Consider the following 22,211-nt stretch of genomic DNA (forward strand, 5'->3'; position numbering starts at 1 on the left):
CCAAACTAAACGCCACCGAGGTATTTCTGAGTAGAATGTCACATTTAATCTGATACTACTTTGATAAAAAAAGCGCGCACCATTATCATGATTTGCACTTTCTAGAGATGAATTAAATGTTTTGTTCTTTCTTATTACGCTTGTTCCAAAGATAAGCAGCACCCATCATCAATGCGCCAATTATTAAGAACAAATAAATACCTGAACCACCTGTTGATGGCAAAATACCTTTTTTGATGTTCGTGATTGTAATCAACTGACTTGCACCAAAGCTTCCCTTTGTCACTGTGAACTTAACAGGTGCTGTCAAAAGTGCATAGCCTTCTGGTGCTTTTGTTTCAACCAAGGCGTAGCTTTGGCCATCTGACAACTTAGTTGAATATTCCAATCCTTTTAGTGATATCGCACCCTTCGAATCTGAAGTATATGTTGTAGCACCATCAGCTGTTGCGGCCCAATTGTATGACCCATCAGAAGCTTGTGTTGCATAAGCAACCTTATCACCATTTGCATTCAACTTAACCAACTGGAATTCTGCATTAGCAAGTGTTTTACCACTTTGCTTATCTTGCTTAACAAAATTAATGCCACCAGTATAAATTTCTGGTCCCTGAGTTGGCGTTGAAGTAACGTCAGTACCATTACCAATATTAAGTGTCGCCGTGTTGTTTAAAGCCTTGTCTGGTACTGCAGCGTTAGTTAGCGTTGCATCATAAGTAATGGTTAATTTCTTTCCTGCAGCTGCTTTCACAGCGGCAGTACTTGTATCAAAGGTAATTTTGAAGCCCTTACCATTTTGGTCATTAGCAGCAGTTGCTTCAACCTTATAATCAGTGCCTTTTGTTAGTCCTGCAACTTGAACAGTTGACGCATCATCATCGATACCTAAATTAGGTGTATCGACAACGTTAAATGTTGATTTATCAGCAATGTTCCAAGGTACAGCAATTTGTAGTTGATAACCAAATGTTTGACCAAATGTAGCATTGTATACCTTTGTACCATCAGCAAGCGTAACTTCTAAAGCAGTCTTGCTCTTATCATTCAAATCTTTTGTAATAGCAGTTGATTTTTCGTTTTTTGGATAAACATGAATATTAGTATTGATCTCTGAATCAGATCCTGTCTTATAGATAGGTAGTGCCAATACAATTGGATCAGCTTTTTGTGTAATATCCGTTGGTGAATTTGTTTCAACAAATAAGTAAACTTTATCTTTATCGCCATCTTTAGAAGTTAAATTTGAGAAAGTCACTGTGCCATCATCACCCTTAGTGACATCTTGACCCACTTGATTTGCATAACTTGGTGCTTTATCAACAGCATCTTTTTGAACAGCTTGAGTAGCTTCTTCAGCAGTTTGCCCATCTTTACGTAACGCCAAATAATGATCTGTAACATCATAAGCTGTGAAAGTAACACCAGCTAGTGGTGTGCCACCAAAACTGCTATCAACATCACCTGTGTTTGTCTTGTTTGCCGGCACTTGGCCTTCGTCAAACACACGCTTGTGTAATGTCACATTAACTGTGTCAGTTGAATCTGCTGATACATTAGCAACACCCAAAACTGCTGAAAGCAGTAATGGTAGCACTAGTAAAATTGTATTGGCCAATGTTGACCATGTTTTACGCTTCATTTGTATTCTCCCTTTTTCTTCCTATTTCTCTGTTTCATAAACAAAACTAATATCACCATCACCAAACCAATAACAGAAATAGAACCAATCGCCACACCCGTGGCTGGTAAAGCTGGCAGTACAGTCGGCTTTTTTTGGTAATTCAAGATGCGTGGTTGCGCATTTTTCATAACATAGTCTGGCATAGTCCCAGCCGAGACTTTTGATAATGGTTGCCCATTAACAGTAATTGGCAAAACGTCATTGACACTGTTAACTGCAGGAATATTGACTTTAATTTGCTGAGCTAACTTTGAAATTTCAAAGTTTTTTAATGTTGCAACCTCTTCAAAATAATATTCTCCAGCAACTAATTTAGTATCATTCAAAGCAACTAAGCCATTCTCATCAGATACTATTTTTTTAATTGCGCTATCGTGTAACGGATCAGTTACAATTTGCCAACTATTGTCGTTTGTAAGATATTCTCTCCGATTATTATTTAATCTATAAAAGACAAATTTCACCCCAGCTAATGGCGTTTCTTTTTGATCTAATGTTCGACCATATTTGAAAAAATACGGCACTCTTGTAACAATCGCAGACTTAGTATCAATTGTTAAAATATCTTGATGCACTTTTTGATCAGCTGGCACAAAAGCAATTGGATCGGTCATTTGTTCATAAACTAACCCATTGTTATCAAAATGTTTCACCTGCTCTTGAACGATTAAATAGGCTTTACCAATGCTTTTATCGGCATGAAAGATTGCTTGTCCATTTTCATCAGTTCTTTCAGTCTCAACCAATTGAATATTGTTTTGTTTAATATATTTTTCAATACCTTGATTAAGTGATTTTAGTGTTTGAAAATAATTTTCATCATTTTGATGTTTTTGATAATCATTGGTTAAATCGTATAATTTAAAAGTGACATTTGCGCCCGGCATATAAGCCATTGGATCTGAACCATAAACACTTAATTGATGGTTAAGTTTTATGGTTACCGGACTAGATAAATCCGCCTCGACGTTTTTGTGTGACAGACTAAAACTTAACAGAACAGCTGATAGAATTGTTACAATAGAAATCATCATTTTTTTAATCATGATCGATAACCTCGCTTAATTCTGAAAACATAATAGCCACCAGCAAGTGCCGCGATTAATATAAAAATACCTCCGACAATCAAATAAAGTTCATTACCTGATCCACCAGTAGATGGAAAGACAGTTTTATTGGTATTATTAACCGTTAGGCTAATCTGATTATTACCTGCATCATTTTGTAAAGTTGATTTCCAATCGCCATTATTGTTAGTTACATTAACGTTGCCATCATCTGAAATTACTATTGTAACGTCTTGACTAGTAATGTAGCCATCAGGCGCTTTTGTCTCTTTCAAAGTATATGTTCCTGATGAAAGATTTTCAAAAGTAAACGTCGCTGTTGGATCGGTTTCTTTATAAGATGATGTTTTGCCAGCAGAGTCAGTTAATGTGAATTTAGCACCTTTTAACGCATTGCCAGTAGTTTTATCAACTTTATTAACTGTCAGATCAAACTTCTTGAGAGCATCATTTTTGACAAATCTAACAACATTATTCTTGTCAGGATTGTTTGATGTATCAGTCGCAATAGAAAAACCATCTTTATAGCCATTACCATCCGTGGTTGGTGATGTCACACTAATACCCTGTCCACTGCTTGACCATTTACCATCCTGCGATAATGTTATTGGATAAACCGTAGAATCAAGTTGATACCCCTTTGGGCTCTTAGTTTCTTGAATGGTGTAATCCCCTGGTGTCAGTTGCTGTAACTGATTATCTGTTAATGTATATGATTGCTTGCCATCTGATGATTTAACAATAAATTCAGCGCCAGTGAGTTTATTTGTTGAATTACTTGCATACTTATCAATAATCAAACCATACTGTGTATTTGTGATTGTTGACTCATTTGTTTTGTTAGTAATGCTTGAAATATAGCCATCCGTAGCTTCACTAGAAACTTGGTAATTAAATGTATTGCCATTATTGTCATACGCTGGCAACCAAACAGATTGGTTATTTTTAGTCAATTGCTTAAACGTTTTTGTCCAATCATCACTTTTACTCAAAATACCAGAAGCTTGCCAATTAGTTGATTGGTTGTTCACAGTTCGTGTTACATTAAAGTTAATACTATCTGGTCGCTTCGATGAATCAACCAACTCTTGCCATTGCTTGGTAACCTTTATCGCCGTTCCAGGTGCTTTAGCAGAAGGAACCCCGAATTCGACAGCATTACTATCCTTTGTCGGTGTGAAGGTTGTTTTACCATTCATCTGATACCAGTAATCTGGTTGGAAATTATCCGACTCGGTATTCAAATGAACTTGATAGTGAATTTGAACTTCTTGGTCTTTACCGAGGTTCATGTTGCTAACGGTGATACTTCCGTTTGATTTAGTCACTGTTGGTAAATTCTGAACAACACTATTTCCAACACTTTTGACTGTTGGTGTATCATCACCGTATATAAATTGAGAACCTAGTGGGTCTGAAATAGTGCCTTGGTTGACGGTGTTGAATTGGCTTAAGACATCTTTCGCCTGATTATTTAAGTAGGTAGTAACATCCGAAGCACTGTTGGCATCTTGGTAAAGTCCCGACGACGCAAGCAACAGCATCTTATCTCTCACTTGATCCTTCGTTAAATAATTTTTATCTGCCCCAATTTGAATACCTAAAGCATGGAGTTCCGTTCCAGAATTTTTGGCTATTCTTGCCTCTCCTAACGTCGCAGTCCACGTGTCTTTAACGATGCCATTTCCATTGGAAACGTAATAATTGCTACTTAGTTGAGATGTATTTCCAGGCTCGTCCCGCTTAGTACCAAAAGCAGTACCATAATCAATTCCACCAATGTTTGTTAACGCCGATACTTTATAGGAAAAAGTTGGAACACCATCAGTTAACATAATCATCATTTTCTTATGATCATTACTATCACTAGCAAGCATGCTTTGACCGGTACGAATTCCTAATTGTGTGAAAGTTCCACCTTTAAATTCGTTAGCTAATAAATCATTAATTCTCGTTATATGTGCCTGATTATCAGATGAATCAATATTTTCAGACAGTGTTCCTGAACTACTTATATAACCTGGACTGGAAAATCCAACTACACCGACATTAACATACTTCCCAATTCCGGCATCGTTAATGGTTTTCAAGAAATTTTTAACACCTTGACGAGTCGCACCAACTCGATCATTCCCACCATTTAAAGATGAGTTCATTGATCCCGACATATCAACAACTAACACAATATCAATGGGTTTAATATTCTTAACTTCATTCCCCTTAACATTTAAATAAACATCATATAACCCAGGTGTTGAAGTCTCTTTAGCATACTTACGAATTTGGTAATCTGGGTTACTAGTATCGGTACCAAATTTCAAATATGATTTTGATGTATCAGATGAATCACCATTCCAACTGCTGTTCTTGTCCCAGCCATTAGTAGTATCCCCACCTTGATGGTTGATTACAGTGTTTTGCCCTGGAATTGTCCAAGAGTTAGTTGGTGAAACACCGCTACTGTTATTGGTATATTGCGGTGTTATGTCGCTTGCTGCAGAAGCAGTCAGCATTGGCTGTAAAAATGAACTCGTAACAATCGATCCCATCAATAAAGCAATTCCCAAGAAATGAACAAATTTGTTGCGCAGATTCTTGTGAATATTTTTTTTCATAACTCTCCTCTCTAAGAACATTAACTGTTCTTTTTTATAAAAATTAATTCACAACACCTGAGAAATTTTATTCTTTCTCACCATGAGCTGTAGCGCGAACTTGTCTTTCACTTTTATAATCTTTATAAAATTCACTCTAATGTTTGTGAAGTGTGTATAATTTAAAAAATATTTACTTTTTTTAAATGCAATGAAAACTTGAACTATCACAGGCAGTGTAAGTTTTTCATAATCCCCCCATTCCTAAATTGGACAAAAATGTACTACAATTCTCTTCATGGCTATTAATATTATCTATTACTTTTTTAATATTTTCATGATACAAAAAGGTATTTTATAGCAAATTCAAATCCATAAACCGGCATATGGTTATTTTTTTATTAATTTTTTTATACAATAATTCACGAGTATCTAAAGAACGAAATTTTTAAGAATACATATCTTTTAGTTTCAATTTTCTGGTCATTATAAATGAATAAACTAGGAGTGTTGATGAATAACATTGCAAAACTAGCAAAAATATTAAATGCTGATGTCATCTTTTTGGATAGTGTCCAGCATACTACAACCTTTTTATACAAAAATAATCGTGATTCCAATAATGATATTCATGATTTTTTATTGAACAAACTAGATTTAGTGTTATCCCATTCGTATACGTCAGTTGATTATGATTTAGGACACGTTGTTGTATGTAAAATTAATCCAACTCAATTAATCTGCTTCTCATTTTTATACAAAAAAAACTTCACTGATAACAACGAACTAATACATTTACACTCATTACAGAATTTAAAAACGATTGCACAAATCATTTTTACAATGTACAACACTGTGGAAGCGCCCGATGAAGACATTTATATTTTAAAAATTGATAACAAAAAACCTGTTAAGACTCGTCATTTTGTACCATTTGATTCACAATTATTTTTTGACACAGAAACTGACATTATTAAAGCAATTGTGTACTCAAAAAAAGATCAATTGAGCACAGCATTGGACAGCTTAGCAGAATTTAATCTAGTTGCTGAACATTTAACAGCTAACAATATTATTCGAGGAGAGAAGAATACTCTTATTTCTTACATATCAATTTTAAATCGTGCAATTATCCAATGGGGTTACCCAGCTAAATTAGCTTTTCAATTGCAATATAGTTTAGTGCAGGAAGTCGAATTATCACCACAATTTTTAAACTTTTTTCAAACCATTAAGGAAATTTCATGGCACTATTTCAGTGTGATTAAACAATATCGATTCAATAATTTTCTACCATTACACCAAAGAATTAAGCAATACATTAAACAACATATCAGAGAAAATATTACGCTAGACGACATTGCTACTGGATTAAATGCTTCGAAAAAAACACTAAATCCTGCTTTTAAAAAAGAATACGGTGTCACAATCACACAATTTATTCGACAGACTAAAGTCGAAACAGCCAAAGAACTCTTGATTGCTTCCAATCTGTCACTACTAGAAATTGCTGAATTGCTATCATTCTCAACAGCTACCTATTTTGTCAAAACATTTAAAAAAGTGACCGGTGTCACACCAAATCATTTCAGAAAACATTTTATTACTAGACCGCTCGACGACTAAAGATACTAGACCACAAAAAACGCATTCAGATTAAACTAAATGCGTTTGGAATATATCATAATTCGACTGAATTTATAAATCAGCTACATACAATAAGTTACGGTATCATATTAGATATTTATCTTAGTTACTTTAAAGTTATAGCAGCTTCGGTCTAAATTGAATCAAAGACAACACTGTGAATGCAGCTATTTTTTTACCAAAATAGTTTCATGGACACACGACTTAACAATATTTTTCATATAAAAAAGAGTAAGCTTACCAGAAGCTTACTCTTTTTAATTGGGATATATATTACTTAACAGCGTCCTTCAAGGCTTTACCAGGCTTGAATGCAGGAACCTTTGAAGCAGCGATTTCGATTTCTTCACCAGTTTGTGGGTTACGGCCCTTACGAGCTGCACGATCACGAACTTCAAAGTTACCGAAGCCAATCAATTGAACCTTTTCGCCCTTTTTCAAAGCTGCTTCAATTGATGCAAAGACAGCATCAACTGATGCGACAGCATCTTTCTTTGTCAAACCAGTTGCCTTTGCAACTGAATCTACTAATTCTTGCTTATTTGCCATGTTCTTTTCTCCTGAGAGTTATTTTATGATTGGCGCAAAGCGCCGTGTGAAATTTGTCGAAACATTATTTCATGTACTTAGAATAACACAAGAAAGCGCTTATGTGTAGTGTTATCAAGGGTTTTCAGCATTTCGTAATACTTACGTTACATAATTTCAATATTAATGAAATCAAATTACTTTCTTGCACGAACAATTAGCTTAATCGGTGTTCCCGTGAAGTCAAAGGCCTCTCGGATTTTATTTTCAAGGAAACGCTCATAAGAAAAGTGCATTAGCTCAACATCATTAACAAATATAACAAATGTTGGTGGCTGAACTGCTACTTGTGTCGCATAGTAAACACGCAAGCGTCTACCATTATCCGAAGGCGTCGGATTAATTGCAATAGCGTCCATAATGACATCATTCAAGGTTGACGATCCAATTCGCTTTCGATGGTTATCATCGACATCCTTTACCAACTGAGGCAATCTGTCTAAACGTTGTCCCGTTTTGGCTGACACAAAAACAATCGGTGCATAGTCCAAAAATTTGAATTCATCCCGAATCAAATTTTCAAAATCAGACATCGTGTGATCATCTTTTTCAATTGCATCCCACTTGTTTACAACAATAATCATCGCACGGCCAGCATCATGTGCAAAGCCAGCCACATGCTTATCTTGTTCTCGAATACCAGCTTCAGCATCAAGTACCATTAAGATAACGTTACTATCATCAATGGCTTTCATCGCTCGCATTACTGAATATTTTTCAGTATTTTCATAGATCTTACCACGTTTTCTCATACCAGCGGTGTCAACCATCACGAATTCATCACCATCTGGTGTCACAAAACGGGTATCGATAGCGTCACGTGTCGTGCCTTCAATGTCAGACACAATGACTCTTTTTTCGCCCAGCATTGCATTTACAATTGAAGATTTTCCGACGTTTGGACGACCAATAATACTGAATCTGATGGCTTCATCTTCTTGTTCAGCAGCTTCATCAGGAAAATGTTTAACTACTTCATCTAATAAATCACCAAGACCAATACCGTGAGAACCAGAAACTGGGAATGGATCCCCTAAACCGAGTGCATAAAAATCATAGATATCATTACGCATTTCTGGATTATCAACCTTGTTAACCGCTAGAACAACAGGTTTGTCGGTTTTATATAACATTTTAGCGACAACTTCATCCGCCTCTGTCAAACCTTCTCTACCAGAAACAACCATGACAATAAGGTCTGCTTCATCCAGAGCCAATTCAACTTGGCCCCTGATTTCAGCTAGAAACGGTGCATCACCAATTTCAATACCACCAGTATCAATCATTCGAAAATCGTAATTCAACCATTCAGCTGATGCATAAAGTCGATCACGGGTCACGCCAGGCATATCTTCTACGATAGCGATACGTTCTCCAGCCATACGATTAAAAATAGTTGATTTTCCGACATTTGGACGACCAACAATCGCTACTATTGGTGCAGCCATATTAGCACCTCCTTTTATATTGCATTATCATAAAAAAAGAACTGGCGAACCAGTTCTTTTCAATAAGAATTCTTAGAACTTACCATCAAAAATGTCGCCCAAAGTTGCAGCTGAATCGTCCTCTTGTTGCTTGTAAGCAGCAATATCGGCACGTGAAGCTGAACCATCGTTTGCATTACCGCGATCTTCGCGTTCTGGCTTTTCTTCCAAAGCCTTCATTGACAATGAAATGCGTTCTTCTGCAGGCTTAACATCAAGCACTTGAACTTTAACCTTATCACCTGACTTCAAAACGTCTGATGGGTTTTCAATGCGCTTGTGTGAAATTTGTGACACATGGACAAGACCTTCAATGCCAGGGAAAATTTCAACAAAGGCACCAAAGTCTTTAACACGCTTTACTGTACCTTCAAGTACAGTACCGGCTGGTGCTTCTTCGGCAACCTTGTCCCATGGACCAGGTTGTGTTGCTTTGATTGACAATGAAATACGACCCTTTTCAGAATCCAATGCCAAGATTTTAACGTTAACGACTTCACCCTTTGTCAAAACGTCCGCTGGGTTCTTAACACGATCATGTGAAATTTCTGATACGTGGACCAAGCCATCAACGCCACCCAAGTCAACGAAAGCACCAAAGTCAGTCAAACGAGCAACTTTACCTTCAACAACTTCTCCAACTGTTAACTTAGCAAATGCTTCTGCTAATTGCGCAGCACGTTCTTGTGCAGCAACAGCCTTACGTGACAAAATCAAGCGTGCTTTTGAAGCATCAATCTCAATAACTTGCGCCTTAATATCTTTATTTTTGAATTGATTCAAATCTGAAACGAAACGATCAGCAACCATTGATGCTGGGACAAAGCCACGAACACCATTGACATCAACAATTAAGCCACCGCGGACCGCATTGATAACTTTTGCATCAACAGTGTCCCCTTCAGCAAATGACAAGTTTTCCCATGCCTTACGTGCTTCCAAACGCTTCTTTGATAGCAAGTATGCAACACCTTCTTTGTCGCTTGTAACATTAGAGATGACAACAGCTTCAACGCTGTCCCCAACTTTTAATTCGTCTGCCAGGTTGATGTTACGATCGTCTGAGTACTCACGTGCTGGCACAACTCCTTCTTCACCGGTATGCAAACCAATAACTGCTTGGTTATCGTTATCAATGGCTAATACCTCACCAGTAACGACATCTCCTACCTTAATTTGATCTGCACTTTCAAGAGCTGCTAAAAGCTCGTTGTTTGTTTCACTCATGACGTCAAACGTCCTCCTACAATTTACACTATGAATATAGTGTACCAAATATTTCAACTCTTGTATAGTAAAAAACACGGTTTAAACCGTGTAAATTATAAGTTCAATGAATTTTTGATGATTTTTGTAATTTCATCAACCACTTGTTCAATCGTTTGTCCAGTTGTGTCGACTAGGATTGCATCTTTTGCTTGAACCAAAGGACTTATTTGGCGATGAGAATCTTTATAATCGCGCGTTTCTATTTCTTTTCTCAGTGTATCTAAATCGGTCGCAATTCCCTTGGAAACATTTTCTCGATAGCGGCGTTGGGCACGTTCTTCGACACTAGCTACTAAAAAGATTTTGACTTGCGCTTTTGGTAATACAGTTGTACCAATGTCACGACCATCCATAATAACGTTATCATGGCTGGCAATAGCTCGTTGACGCTCAACCAAATTTTCTCTAACAGCGGCGTATGAAGAAACGAGTGACACATTATTCGTTACTTCTGTTGAGCGAATCAATGATGTGACTTCTTGATTATTTAGGAATACATGTTGCACAGGCGTACCCGGCTCGAAACGAATATCGGTAGTGTCGAGCAGTTCGGTGATACTTTGCTCATCATCATAAGAAATTCCGGCTTGCTTGGCAGCCAATGTAATAGTGCGATACATTGCCCCTGTATCAACATACACGTATTTCAAGTTACTTGCTAGAATTTTAGCAATTGTCGACTTTCCTGCTGATGCTGGTCCGTCAATTGCAATTTGAATATTTGTCATCATCGTCATCCTTAATTATTGAATATTCAACACAGTGCCAGCATATTGCGTGTAGTTGTCAACCGTCAAACCAGGATTCAAAGCAATAACTTGATCAGTTGTTAGACCGTGTGTGACTGCAAAATTATACAATGTTTGGCTGGTGCCCAAAACGGCTGTAGTGGTAGCACTTGATGATGCTGAACTTGATGATGAAGCGGCAGTTTCATCATCGGTTGTACTTTCGGAACTGCTACTTGCTTCTGATTGTGAAGCGCTGGAAACACTACTGTCAGAAGAAGTTGTTTCAGAAGAGGTAGAACTACTGCTGGATGATTTTTTGGTTGAGGATTTGTGTTGACTTGATGACGAAACGGTTTGCGGCGTAGAACCTTTGTGGTTGCTGAAGAAGCCATAAACTGGAAAAGCTGATAGAATGACCAAACCCAATACAATTAAGGCAACTCGCAGCCCTTTATTTTCAGACTTTGAATCAGATGTTCTCGCAAACTTAGGTTCAATCTTTTTATTTTTGGGCCGATTGGATCGGCTCATGTTATTTGGGTCATAATCGTTCATATTAAACGACCTCCATATTTATTCATTCAAATAAGATTTTACCACATCCCCACATTGTTTTTTGATAACGTTTTATTAAGAAACAATTTTTTGCCATAAAGGCGTCAAACTGGCTTTTACAATTTCACCTGTTACAAACCAAATAATGCCTTGAATCAGGTTAAATGGCATTACCATACCAAATAAATAAGTTTTGATACCGATCAGACGATTAATGTCAAAATTCGCAAAAGTCGCATACAACGGTATTGCAACCAACCAATTAATGATCATGGCTACAACAGTAATTGCAGTCACGCTGATTACCATAGCAATTAATTTTTGATGCCATTGCATTTTCTGTGACATCATTAACCCTAAGACCAGAATAAAAGTTAACACGACAGCCACATTAACAGGCAAACCCAGATAAGTGTTGACACCCTCATTTGCTAAAATGAGTTTTAAGATTGTTCTTAAAAATACAACCCAAATTGCTGCGGTCATGCCTAACCAACTTAGTGCGATTATAATTGGAACGATTGAAAAGTCTAGTTTCAAAAAATCAGCACCGGGTATTAAGGGCAATTGTGGAAAAAGCATTAACCCAAAAGAAATAGCGCTTAAAATTGCAATCAAAGTTAAACGTTGTACACGTTGAACTGGTGTTGTTGTTAGTAACATATTTTTTCCTCTTAACTTGGTGCTTATTGACCAAATCAAAAAACTGCGCAATTTGTCAGGGTACAACAAAAAGGCAGTTTTCACTTTCTTTTTAGACTTCTTTATACCCGACTGTACGGTCGGCTTTGGATTTTGACCAAATCAACTGCTTGCGCAGGTCGCGGGCTTACCATTTTTAAAATACTATGTCTCACCGCCGGTTAGGATTTACACCTGACCCTGAAGTTTATATTTAATTTGAGTAAATGATACCACGAAATTACTTGCGTCGCAACATCCGATAATCTTGTGCTTGCAGTTGTTTCACTTCAGCATTTGTTAATTTACGATATTCACCAGGTTGTAACCCAACCAAATCAAAGAAAGCATACTGCTCACGTTTCAATTTTTCAACAGGTAAACCAACTTTTGCTAGCATATTTTTAACTTGATGATTACGACCTTCATGAATTGTCAATCGCACCATGCTCGTCTTTTTATCATGATCAACTCGTGTGATTGCAACGCGGGCTGGTGCTGTTTTACGGCCCTTAATCACAACACCTTTCTTCAAGGGTGCCAGCTGTGCTTCCGTAGCAATACCTTTGACTTTGGCCATATAAGTTTTATTAACTTGAGACTTTGGGTGCATCAATTGATTAGCAACTTGACCATCGTTTGTCAGCAGCAAAGCCCCGGTCGTGTCATAATCCAAACGACCAACTGGATATACGCGTTGATCAACATCTGCCAGAATGTCAAGCACTGTTTTGCGACCTTTTTCATCGTCATTTGTGGTCACGACACCTCGGGGTTTATTAAGCAAGTAGTACACGAGCTTCTCTCTACCTTCGATAGGTGCACCATCAACTTGAATGTGATCACCATGTGTGACCTTAACACCTAATGTGTTGACGGTTTGCCCGTTAACTTGCACCCGCCCCTGACTAATCATCTCTTCAGCACCGCGACGCGACGCTAAGCCCGCTTGGGCAATCACTTTTTGTAATCGTTGTGGTTCTTCAAGCATATCAAAATTCACTTTCTTTCTGGTTCAACTGCAAATGGGTTCGCAAATAATTCTCCCTCAGTATCATCATTAATGTCCAAAGAGTCCAAATCCGGTAGCGGTGGCAGATCTTGAATTGTTTTTAAACCAAAGTAGTCCAAAAAGTCGACCGTTGTGCCATATAAAATTGGTCGACCTGGTTCTTCTTTACGTCCAACTTCTGTAATTAAATGTCGCATAGCTAATTTTTGTAATGTGCCAGAGGATTGAACCCCACGGATTTGGTCAATTTCAATTCTCGTAATCGGCTGGCGGTAGGCAACAATAACAAGCGTTTCTAATTGTGCGTGTGACAAAGTGGCATTAGTTGGCGATTCAAAATACTGTTTGACAACTGTTCCCAACATCGGCTTAGTCACTAAACGATAATTCCCATCGGTTTCTCGAATTTCTAATGCACAGCTTAAGTCATTGTCATATTTCGCTGCCAAGTCATCTATAATCCCCATCACCGCAGTCTGCTCAAATCCGGTCATCGTGACTAAATCCGGCAAAGAAATACCTTCGTCTCCAGCCACAAAGAGTAACGCTTCGATTTGACTTAAATTATTCATTTTTAATCCAAATCCTCAATTTCTACAAAAATTTCGTGTTCATAATCCATCTGATGTAACGATATTTTCTCTGCTTTTGCCATTTCTAACAAGGCTAAAAACGTCATGACTAACGGTTCACGTTCATAAACATCATCAAAGAATGTTGTAAAGGCAATCATATCACCAACCTTTTGCCCCAATAGATGACGATGGATATTGGAAACGGCATCAGTAATTGTATACTTTTCAGTGACCACGCGTCGACTGATTGGCTGTTGTTGCCGCTTTTTTGCCAGCAGATGCGTAAATGCCATTTGCAAGTCCACTAGTCCTAATCCCGGTGCCAAGCCAATTTCTTGGTCAACATCTTCTGGTGCCATCATTGGCAGTCGTGGAAAAGATTGTTGATCCGATTGTTCACGTTCTCGAAGCGTTTCACTCACTACTTGAAATTGTTTATAGGTTAATAATTGCAACATCAATTCTTCACGTGGATCAGTATACTCATCATCTTCAAAATCAGTCTCTACTGGATCATTTGGCAATAAATCATAGGATTTGATTTGCAGTAACGTTGCTGCCATAACCAAATATTCGCTGGCAACATCTAGCTGCATCGCTTGCTGTGTACGTATGAAATCTAAATATTGTGTTGTAATTTCGGCAATTGGCAAGTCGAAAATATCCATTTCTGACTTTTTAATAAGATGAAGTAATAAATCAATAGGTCCTTCAAAATCAGTTAATTTAATTGTTAAGCCGTTGTTTTCGATACCGACTTTCTCCATTTGTTAATCAATTTTTGGTTATCTAAAGTTCCCATCAAAAAAACGTCAGGATGTTGGGACTGATAGTCTGAAAGCATTGCAAAATAATTCTTTACACTGCGTGATTCAGGCGATAAAGCAACATGCCGAATAATGGTAATCTCATCATCATAAATTTCAACACCTAGGACCCCTTGAACCTGACCTTGTGATTCTGATTGCCAAATATAAAGTTCTCGCGTGTCACTATTGTGATACCATGCTATTTCAGCTTTTAAATGCGGAATTTCACGCAAGCCGGGCAAGAGGGATAAAATGCCCATTACTGTTTTTTCATTTTGTTGTCTGGCTAATATAATCATCATTCAGGCCCTCGGGTGATACTCATCATAAACTTCACTTAATCTCTTTTTAGAAATATGGGTATAAATTTGCGTTGTAGAAATATCAGCATGACCCAATAATTCTTGGACAATTCTAAGGTCTGCACCATTTTCTAAAATGTGAGTCGCAAAGGAATGACGCAATGTATGCGGTGAAACATCTTTCGTGATACCGGCGTTCAAGACCAATTTTTTGATAATTTTCCAAATACCTTGCCGAGTAATTTGATGACCTCGATCGTTTAAAAACACATATGGTGACTCGTGCTCTTTTAATAAGGCAATTCGGCTTGTCTTAAAATAACGTTGTAGCCAATCAATAGCAACTTCACCAATCGGAATAATACGCTCTTTGTCACCTTTTCCAATTGTTTGAATTAAACCCAACTCCAAATGTAAATCACTCATTTTAAGGTTGACCAGTTCACTGACACGAAGACCTGTGGCATACATGACTTCTAACAGCGTCCGATTTCTAATGCCTAGAGGGGTATCTTCAACTGCTACTTGAAGCAACTTGTCAATTTCCTCAAGCGTTAGCACAGCTGGCAAATGTTCTGCTTTTTTTGGTGGGCGTACGTCACTCATCGGGTTATGAGCCACTATTTTCTCTTGGGTCAAATAGCCAAAAAACTTACGTAGCGATGTCACCATATGAATAACAGAACTATTAGATTTTCCTTCTTGGCGCAGCTGATTTAACCACGCTAAAATCACAATATGATCGACTTGGCGCAATGTTAATTTTTCAACATTAAGATATTTACCAAAACGAACCAAATCTTGATGGTAGCTTTTGATGGTATTGTCGGATAAACCGCGCTCAATACGAATATAATGCAAATAATCTACAATTGCGTTGTCAACTTCTTGTGTCATTGTTCAACTAATTTGATGCCGCCATCGACTTGCTCTATCAAACGCTCTTTATATAAGTGACCCAGCGCACGTTTAAATTGGCTTTTACTAAAACCAAATTGGCGTTTGATCGCTTCAGGATTGCTTTTATCATTGAATGGTAGGAAGTGATCGGAACGTCTTTGCAACTGTAACAACAAGAAAGTGGCATCTTCATTCATGGTTTTATATGCTAAAGGTTTCAGCGACAGGTTAAGTGTCCCGTCATCACGTACGCCAATTACACGAGCATTAACTATTTCGCCTAAACGTGGTTCATCATCACGTTGAGAAGGATGAATGAATCCCAAATAGTAATCCTCAGTTAAAACAAGTGTGCCAGCCATTTTATTTCGGTATACGGTTGCCTTAATCTGTTTAGATTTCATTTCTTGAGGTGCACGACGCGAAACAGCGTTAATGATATTTTGCTGTGCAATTTCACCCCACAAACGTCCCTTGCTGTCTTCTTTGATTGCAATCATAAGCCTATCACCCTTTTGTGGCCAAAGTGACGTGATAGTGGGCAAATCATCTAATGAAACCACAATGTCTTTATTTGGTAAGCCAATTGCGACAAAGACACCCAAATCATGACGGTTAGCTACAACAGTCCCCCAACCGTACACATCTTTTTGTGCTGTGGGCACAATTTTGGTAATTTGTAACTTATGATCTTCATTTTCATAGGCAAAGCCAGTGACAAAGCCACCTAATTTGAGAGGCTTTTGAAGTTCTGACTTATCAATCTCATAAGTAAAACCATCGACTTGCGCAAAAAAGAACTGACTGTTTTCATCAGTGACTTGTGCTTTAATTGTGGTACCAACTGTTGGATTCATATCATTTTCCTTTGATGCGCGCTACTTCACGCACTAATACTGGGCTTTAGCGGATAAATTACTGGCCTGCTAGTAGAGATTTTACTTGATTAGCAACAAACTTCCCATCAGCCTTACCTTTGACTTGTGGTGTCACAACACCCATAACTTTACCCATATCCTTTGGCGTTGTCGCACCGGTTTTTGAGATTGCAGCCTTAATAATCGCAATCACTTCATCTTCACTCAATTGTGCTGGCAAATACTTCGCCAAAATCGCTAGTTCGGATTTGATACCTGCTGCCAAATCGTCGCGTCCACCCTTTTCAAATTCTGAAAGCGATTCATGGCGTTGCTTGACTTCACGTGACAGCACAGTTAATTCTTCTTCTTCAGTCAAATCATGTCCCAAATTGATTTGTTCATTCATGACGGTTGATTTCACCATGCGAATAACAGACAAAGCATCTTTGTTTTTGTCCTTCATCGCTTGTTTCATATCAGCATTCAAAGTTTCTAACAATGACATTATTTCTCTTCTTTCGTGACTAAAATTATTGTCGGTGACAATCCGACCTTCCTGATATCATTCTACCATAAAAAAAACGCCACTGATGTGACGTTTAGCGTCGAATTAACGACCCTTCTTTTTGTTACGCTTTTGTGCCGCTTCAGACTTCAATTTACGTGCAACTGAAGGCTTAACGTAGAATTCGCGCTTACGGTATTCTTGGAGAGTACCGTCTTTTGAAACACCGCGCTTAAAGCGACGCAATGCATCATCCAAAGATTCGTTCTTACGTACGATGACCTTTGCCATTTGATAACCCTCCTTTCTCGCATTTTATTTCGTTAAACGACATGCACTAAATACTTATTCATTATGACAGACTTTTAACTAATCGTCAATACCATAAGCCTTTAAATACTGCTTTGTTTGTAAATCAAGCCAGTATTGTGGATTAAGTGACTCACCCGTTGCTTGTTTTAAGATAACTTGTGGATCAACTGCACCACCATATTGCCAAATATGTTCTTTTCGCCATTCAAAAATTGGTGAATAATCACCTGACTGAAAAATTGCTTCAAAATCCAATGATTTTGCCATAGTTGCTTGGAACTGTGCAGCATACAAATGACCTAATGCATAGCTTGGGAAGTAGCCAAATGAGCCACCTGCCCAGTGAATGTCTTGCAAAATACCTGTTAAATCATCCGGTGTATCTAAATCCAAGTATTCTTTATATTTTGCATTCCAGAGGGCTGGCAAATCGGCTACATCAATATTGTCATTGAAAATTGCCTTTTCAATTTCATAACGAATAATAATGTGTAATGGATACGTAAGAGGATCGGCTTCTGTCCGTGTGAATGAAGCTTGCGTTTTGAGCCAACCTGCATAAAAAGTTTCAAAATCAACGTCATCAAGAACCCCCTCAAAAGCTTGTTGCATCTGAGGATATTCTGTTTCCCAGAAGGCCTTTGAACGTCCAACCATGACCTCATTAAACAAAGATTGGGACTCATGAATACTCATGCTAATTGGCAAAACAGAACGAAAATCATCATATTTGGGATCAACATTTTGCTCAAACAGTCCATGACCAGCTTCGTGGAAAATACCTAAAACAGCCATTTGAAAGTTATGATCATCCCAACGTGTCGTAATGCGAGCATCATCACGATTCAAAGCTTCCATAAAAGGATGAATCGTGTCATCAAGTCGACCTTTGTTCAAATTATAACCTAACCGTTGCACAGCTGACATTGCATATTGTCGTTGCTGTTCTTTCGTCACCCGTCTCTTCAAAAATGAGTCTTCTGGCGTCGTGCCTTCTTTGGCCAGACGTTGGCGCAATTCAGTCACACCGGTTTTGACTTGGGCAAAAACTGCATCTAATTTAGCCACTGTCAATCCCGGTTCGTATTGATTGAGCAAAACATCATAAGGTGTTGCCTCATTTGTTTGCCATAGCGGGATAAATTGCTTTAAGTAGCCAATAATTTTTTCTAAATAAGGTTGAAAAATTTTGTAGTCGTTAGCTTCACGAGCTTGCGCCCAATAGTCTTGTGCCTGCGACAACGTTTTTTCAAAGGCTATGAAATCTTGTTCTGGGATTTTGCCCGTCATATCATAGTCTTTTTGTGCTTTTTTTAATACCAATTGGCCAAGTTCATCCAATTGACTCGTGTCAGATGAGAGCGCTTTTAATATGCTTTGTCGTTGTTCTCCTGTACTGACTGTAAATATTTTCTGCGCTAAGTAAGCATCAACATCAGCGCGAAAATGTCCAGCATCTTTGGGCATACCAGTCAAAGCATCCCAGCCAGAAAGCGCTGCAATTTCAGATAATAATGTCTGTTCTTTAACGGAATCAAACAAGTCTTGTTGCGTCGTCATGATTTACCTCATTCTCCAATTAAATATTATTAATTTTATCACTTATTTATCTAATTTAGAAGTCGTTTTTGTATCAGTCATACGCCAATAAACTAATAAACTAATAAAAATCACTACTGTAACATAAATAAAAAATAGATTTTCATGATTAATTTTTCTGAGATAGAGCGCCAAATATTCAACTGTACCACCAAAAATAGCGACCGTCAGTCCGTAAGGTAAGCCAACACCTAAAGCGCGGATTTCTGTTGGAAACATTTCTGCTTTGACGATGGCGTTAATTGAGGTATAGCCTGTCACAATCACCAAGCCTGCTAACATGAGCCAAAACGCCTCCCAACTCGTTGTAGCATGTTGCAAGGCCACAAAAATTGGTATGGTAAAAATTGTTCCTAGTCCACCAAACCAAAATAGTAATGGCCGTCGTCCAATTTTATCAGAAATTGCACCCGCGATTGGTTGTAAAATCATAAAAATAAGTAACGCTAGAAAATTAATTCGTGTGACTGACTGGGTTGGTAATCCCACAGAATTGATCATAAATTTTTGCAAGTATGTTGTATACGTATAAAATGCAATTGTACCGCCTAAAGTCAAGCCAACCACTGTCAGAACAGCCTTTGGATAACGCATTAATTCTTTCAGACTACCTTTTGACTTCGCTTTCTGTGAAGCAAATTGGTCAGATTCTGCCATGCTCAATCGCAAGAACAACACAATTATTGCCCCAAGGGCACCGATAATAAATGGAATTCGCCATCCCCACTGGATCAACTGCTCATTTGACAATGTCATTTGCAAGATAATTTGGACACCTAATGCAATTAACTGACCACTAATTAGCGTCACATATTGGAATGAAGCGTAAAAACCACGATGATTTCGACTGGCCATTTCTGACAAATACGTTGCTGAGGTTCCGTATTCACCACCTAACGATAGTCCCTGAAACAAACGTGCTAATACTAAAATAATTGGCGCAATAATACCAATATGAGCATAACTTGGTGTGATAGCAATCACCAGTGAACCACTCGCCATAATGAGAACTGATAATGTCAAAGCCGCTCGGCGACCGTGCTGATCAGCATATTTTCCCAAAATGAGGCTACCTAATGGGCGCATCAAAAAACCAATCGCAAAGACCCCAGCTGTGCTTAACAATTCAGCTGTTTTGTCATGACTTGGAAAAAATGATGGCGCAAAATAAACAGCGAATGAAGCATAAACATACCAATCAAACCACTCTATCAAATTACCAAGCGATCCTTTTAAAATGTTGCTAATAATCTCTCGTTCTGAACGTTGTACTTGCATACGATTCACCCCTTTTTCCTTACTGTAACGAAATCCGAATGACTATTCACCGTCGGTTTGCACAAACAAAATCATTTTGTTTGTACAATATGTTAAGTTGTGCCATAATAATGGTAATTTTCTGGAGGCAAACTATGAAGTTTAAATCGTTATTAAATGAACCTTTGATGGGTCAATATACTGTCGCAGCTGGTGAAGAAGGATTATCTCGAGAGGTTAGTCAGGTTGGTGTTGTTGACGCGCCGGATTTTGAAAAATATTTATTACCCGGACAGTTAATTTTAACAACTGGTTACCTCTTCCATGATAATTTACCACTATTACGTAGTTTAATTATTGAACTAGATAAACACAACGCTGCTGGATTAGGCATTAAATACAATCGTTACTTCACAGAATTACCGCGTGATGTGATTGTTTTAGCCAATAAACATCGAATTCCTATTATATGGACCCCTGCTGATGAAGTAATTTCTATTACAATTCGTAATTTAAATGACGTTATCTTGAGTAAACATACGGGTGAATTACATGAAATTGTGAAAATCAATCAAGAATTATCGGCAATCAACCATAATAATACTTATCAACACTTGCTTGATTTAAGTGCCCAAATTTTAGAAGCGCCACTCTTATTATTAGATTCTCACTTTACAGCAATATATGCCAGTACATCTTTACTCAAGGAACGTGATTTTTTCACTAAATTTTTACGCGAATCTTCCGGGATTGCTTATCTGAATCTTCAAGAGAAAGTTCGTGTCACTTTTAAAGGTCAAAATTTTGATATTTTGCCCATTTTTTCTGCCTTAAAGGAAAATAAAGCTTTCGTGGCAATTGCTACTTCAGAAGATCGATTGTCTGACTTTCAATTGTTGAAACGTGAACAAGTCATTAACGCATTGGGATTTGCAAACTCTCGCACCGATCTCATTAATGAAACAGAATTCCGTAATCGCTCTGGTTTTTTTCTGAATGTCATGGAATCAGGCCTAAGCCAAGAAGCAATCAGTCACTACTTGAACGATGCCAATATTGACGTTACGGCACGCTATCGTGTTGCAGTATTAGACTTTACCACAAAGAAAACAGTCATTGAAACACGGCAATTTGAAATTCTTCAAGCACTCACTCGGTGGTTCATTCGGGAATCAAATTGGTCCGTATTAATCTTTTCTCACAAACAACAGCTTGTTTTACTGATTAATATGACCATTGACACGCGTTCTTTTTTGCAAGAATTATATGATTTTTTAACTGAACAAGATAAACTAGAATATTATTTTACCATTGGCTTTTCACGCGTTACTGGTGAAATGAAACAATTAGCGGAGCTCTACGAGCAAGCAAATAACGCTTTGAAATTAACAACTAAAACCCACCCCATTATGCGCTTTAGACCAAAAAGTGCGCTTGAACTGCTTCATCTACTACCACCACAAGAAAGCCACGCCTTTGTTGAAAAAACACTTGGCCCTATCTTGGACAATCCTGAACTACTCAAGACACTAGAAACATATATTTTTTTACATCAAAACGTTACAGCAGTAGCTGGCGCAATGTTTGTACACCGTAATACAATCAATTATCGCTTGAAGCGTATTGCGGAGCTGTTAGATGTTAATTTAGAAATGCCCGATGTGTTAGTGGATATTCAGCTGTCATTATTGTTAATTAATTAGTCACTTTGCATAAATCACAAAAATAAGTTTGTGCAAAGAAAAATTAGTATTTGATGATAAACATGATAAAATTGTTT

21 protein-coding genes and 1 riboswitch are annotated in these 22,211 nt (G+C 37.8%); of the genes, 2 read left to right on the plus strand and 19 right to left on the minus strand.

Annotation, left to right across the window (positions count from 1 at the left end; translation table 11 throughout):
- Positions 1-112: 112 nt before the first annotated feature.
- Genes ACI3ES_RS06305 through ACI3ES_RS06315 form a run of 3 tightly spaced genes read right to left on the minus strand, consistent with a single transcriptional unit; the run spans position 113 to position 5,363 of the window.
- Positions 113-1,639, minus strand: coding sequence for a SpaH/EbpB family LPXTG-anchored major pilin (locus tag ACI3ES_RS06305; protein ID WP_114666709.1), 1,527 nt, complete (start codon positions 1,637-1,639; stop codon positions 113-115).
- Positions 1,636-2,727: a prealbumin-like fold domain-containing protein gene (locus ACI3ES_RS06310; protein ID WP_114666710.1), complete on the minus strand. Its 1,092-nt coding sequence runs from the start codon at positions 2,725-2,727 to the stop codon at positions 1,636-1,638. Before ACI3ES_RS06310 ends, ACI3ES_RS06305 begins: the two co-directional genes overlap by 4 nt.
- Positions 2,724-5,363 carry a SpaA isopeptide-forming pilin-related protein gene (locus ACI3ES_RS06315; protein WP_407631948.1) on the minus strand — a complete coding sequence of 880 codons (2,640 nt, stop codon included), beginning with the start codon at positions 5,361-5,363 and terminating at the stop codon, positions 2,724-2,726. Before ACI3ES_RS06315 ends, ACI3ES_RS06310 begins: the two co-directional genes overlap by 4 nt.
- Positions 5,364-5,855: 492 nt before the next feature.
- On the opposite strand from ACI3ES_RS06315, the gene ACI3ES_RS06320 reads away from it, so the two are divergent.
- Positions 5,856-6,968 carry an AraC family transcriptional regulator gene (locus ACI3ES_RS06320; protein ID WP_114666712.1) on the plus strand — a complete coding sequence of 371 codons (1,113 nt, stop codon included), beginning with the start codon at positions 5,856-5,858 and terminating at the stop codon, positions 6,966-6,968.
- A 294-nt stretch (positions 6,969-7,262) separates the two neighbouring features.
- On the opposite strand, the gene ACI3ES_RS06325 is transcribed toward ACI3ES_RS06320, so the two are convergent.
- The 16 genes from ACI3ES_RS06325 to ACI3ES_RS06400 all read right to left on the minus strand — a co-directional run bounded on the left by ACI3ES_RS06325 (position 7,263) and on the right by ACI3ES_RS06400 (position 20,452).
- The gene (locus ACI3ES_RS06325) at positions 7,263-7,538 is read right to left on the minus strand and encodes an HU family DNA-binding protein (protein WP_004910092.1); all 276 of its coding nucleotides are present in this window, start codon (positions 7,536-7,538) and stop codon (positions 7,263-7,265) included.
- A gap of 176 nt (positions 7,539-7,714) precedes the next feature.
- Complete coding sequence (gene der, locus ACI3ES_RS06330; RefSeq protein ID WP_114666713.1) at positions 7,715-9,025, minus strand: ribosome biogenesis GTPase Der; 1,311 nt, start codon at positions 9,023-9,025, stop codon at positions 7,715-7,717.
- A gap of 72 nt (positions 9,026-9,097) precedes the next feature.
- Positions 9,098-10,291, minus strand: coding sequence for a 30S ribosomal protein S1 (rpsA, locus tag ACI3ES_RS06335; protein ID WP_004910088.1), 1,194 nt, complete (start codon positions 10,289-10,291; stop codon positions 9,098-9,100).
- A 95-nt stretch (positions 10,292-10,386) separates the two neighbouring features.
- Entirely contained in the window at positions 10,387-11,064 is a 678-nt protein-coding gene (gene cmk / locus ACI3ES_RS06340) for a (d)CMP kinase (protein WP_114666714.1), read from the minus strand.
- A 12-nt stretch (positions 11,065-11,076) separates the two neighbouring features.
- Positions 11,077-11,619: a peptidoglycan-binding protein LysM gene (locus ACI3ES_RS06345; RefSeq protein WP_407631949.1), complete on the minus strand. Its 543-nt coding sequence runs from the start codon at positions 11,617-11,619 to the stop codon at positions 11,077-11,079.
- Positions 11,620-11,694: 75 nt separating this feature from the next.
- Complete coding sequence (locus ACI3ES_RS06350; RefSeq protein ID WP_142511682.1) at positions 11,695-12,282, minus strand: ECF transporter S component; 588 nt, start codon at positions 12,280-12,282, stop codon at positions 11,695-11,697.
- A gap of 90 nt (positions 12,283-12,372) precedes the next feature.
- Positions 12,373-12,513, minus strand: a riboswitch (FMN riboswitch).
- 28 nt (positions 12,514-12,541) lie between these two features.
- Positions 12,542-13,291: a pseudouridine synthase gene (locus tag ACI3ES_RS06355; RefSeq protein WP_114666717.1), complete on the minus strand. Its 750-nt coding sequence runs from the start codon at positions 13,289-13,291 to the stop codon at positions 12,542-12,544.
- 8 nt (positions 13,292-13,299) lie between these two features.
- Positions 13,300-13,884, minus strand: a complete 585-nt coding sequence (gene scpB / locus ACI3ES_RS06360; RefSeq protein ID WP_114666718.1) for an SMC-Scp complex subunit ScpB — start codon at positions 13,882-13,884, stop codon at positions 13,300-13,302.
- Positions 13,885-13,886: 2 nt separating this feature from the next.
- Positions 13,887-14,654 (minus strand): ScpA family protein, encoded by a 768-nt coding sequence (locus ACI3ES_RS06365; protein ID WP_142511681.1) that lies wholly within the window; start codon positions 14,652-14,654, stop codon positions 13,887-13,889.
- Positions 14,621-14,995, minus strand: coding sequence for a hypothetical protein (locus tag ACI3ES_RS06370; RefSeq protein ID WP_036066185.1), 375 nt, complete (start codon positions 14,993-14,995; stop codon positions 14,621-14,623). Before ACI3ES_RS06370 ends, ACI3ES_RS06365 begins: the two co-directional genes overlap by 34 nt.
- A gap of 3 nt (positions 14,996-14,998) precedes the next feature.
- Positions 14,999-15,895, minus strand: a complete 897-nt coding sequence (gene xerD, locus ACI3ES_RS06375; RefSeq protein ID WP_114666720.1) for a site-specific tyrosine recombinase XerD — start codon at positions 15,893-15,895, stop codon at positions 14,999-15,001.
- Positions 15,892-16,755 carry a S1 RNA-binding domain-containing protein gene (locus ACI3ES_RS06380; protein ID WP_114666721.1) on the minus strand — a complete coding sequence of 288 codons (864 nt, stop codon included), beginning with the start codon at positions 16,753-16,755 and terminating at the stop codon, positions 15,892-15,894. The genes xerD and ACI3ES_RS06380 overlap by 4 nt, the downstream gene beginning before the upstream one ends.
- A gap of 58 nt (positions 16,756-16,813) precedes the next feature.
- On the minus strand, positions 16,814-17,263 hold the full coding sequence (locus tag ACI3ES_RS06385) for a GatB/YqeY domain-containing protein (protein ID WP_114666722.1): 450 nt from the start codon (positions 17,261-17,263) through the stop codon (positions 16,814-16,816).
- 105 nt (positions 17,264-17,368) lie between these two features.
- On the minus strand, positions 17,369-17,554 hold the full coding sequence (rpsU, locus tag ACI3ES_RS06390) for a 30S ribosomal protein S21 (RefSeq protein ID WP_004899901.1): 186 nt from the start codon (positions 17,552-17,554) through the stop codon (positions 17,369-17,371).
- 78 nt (positions 17,555-17,632) lie between these two features.
- Positions 17,633-19,135, minus strand: a complete 1,503-nt coding sequence (locus ACI3ES_RS06395) for a carboxypeptidase M32 (RefSeq protein ID WP_114666723.1) — start codon at positions 19,133-19,135, stop codon at positions 17,633-17,635.
- Between the two features lie 42 nt (positions 19,136-19,177).
- Entirely contained in the window at positions 19,178-20,452 is a 1,275-nt protein-coding gene (locus tag ACI3ES_RS06400; protein WP_114666724.1) for an MFS transporter, read from the minus strand.
- Positions 20,453-20,586: 134 nt separating this feature from the next.
- On the opposite strand from ACI3ES_RS06400, the gene ACI3ES_RS06405 reads away from it, so the two are divergent.
- The gene (locus ACI3ES_RS06405; RefSeq protein ID WP_114666725.1) at positions 20,587-22,134 is read left to right on the plus strand and encodes a PucR family transcriptional regulator; all 1,548 of its coding nucleotides are present in this window, start codon (positions 20,587-20,589) and stop codon (positions 22,132-22,134) included.
- Positions 22,135-22,211 lie beyond the last annotated feature (77 nt).

The organism is Leuconostoc falkenbergense, from assembly GCF_045801155.1.
GTDB classification, from domain to species: Bacteria; Bacillota; Bacilli; order Lactobacillales; family Lactobacillaceae; genus Leuconostoc; species Leuconostoc falkenbergense.